Source organism: Streptomyces tricolor, from assembly GCF_002155905.1.
Lineage (GTDB): Bacteria > Actinomycetota > Actinomycetes > Streptomycetales > Streptomycetaceae > Streptomyces > Streptomyces tricolor.
This window is the reverse complement of the sequence record NZ_MUMF01001024.1, coordinates 1-746: the sequence shown is the minus strand read 5'-3', so window position 1 is coordinate 746 and position 746 is coordinate 1. Positions and strand designations below refer to the sequence as shown.

Annotated in this window: 1 protein-coding gene; it reads left to right on the top strand. The window is 72.3% G+C overall.

All coding sequences use genetic code 11. The annotated features are described in order from the left end of the window. A partial coding sequence (locus CCN44_RS42480) for a RimK family alpha-L-glutamate ligase (RefSeq protein ID WP_107502189.1) occupies positions 1–746 on the top strand: 746 nt, incomplete at both ends.

The following is a 746-nucleotide window of genomic DNA, read 5'->3' as shown; positions in this document are numbered from 1 at the left end:
GACGGCCGGCTGACCCTGCACACCCTGGGCGGCACCGACCTGCCCGCACCCGAAGTGGTCTGCGTACGCCAGGTCGCCGGCCCCATGCACACCGACCGCGAAGTCACCCTGCTGCGCCACCTCGAACGGATGGGCAGCACGCTGATCAACAGCCTCGACGCCCAGCTGAAGTGCCGCAACAAGATCTGGCAGCTCCAGGAACTCGCCCTGGCCGGACTCCCCGTCCCCGACACCCTCTCCTACGCCACCGCCCCCCTCGAAGGCGTCGTCCGCAGCCCCCACCTGGCCACGCCGTGTGTCGTGAAGTCCGTCAACGGCGCCAAGGGCACCCGCGTCTTCCTCGCCCCGGACCCCCATCTGCTGCGTGACGTGGCCGGCAGCCTCACCCACGACACCCCCTTCCTCTTCCAGCAGCACATCGCCCACTCGCACGGCCGCACCCTGCGGGTCGTCGTCGTGGACGGCGAGCCCGTCGAGGCCGTCCTGCACACCTCCCGCCACCACACCCTCGCCGCCAACATCGCCAACGGCGGCGCCGCCGCCCTGTGCACCGGCCACCACCCCCGGGCCGAGCAACTGGCGGTCCAGGCGGCCGCCGCCCTGGGCCTGGCCATCGCCGGGGTCGACCTGCTGTTCACCTCCCCCGACACCTACACCGTCTGCGAGGTGAACGCCGTCCCCGGCTGGCGCCCGGAGATGAAGGCCGTCACCCCCGCCATCACCGCCTGCATCACCCGCCACCTGAC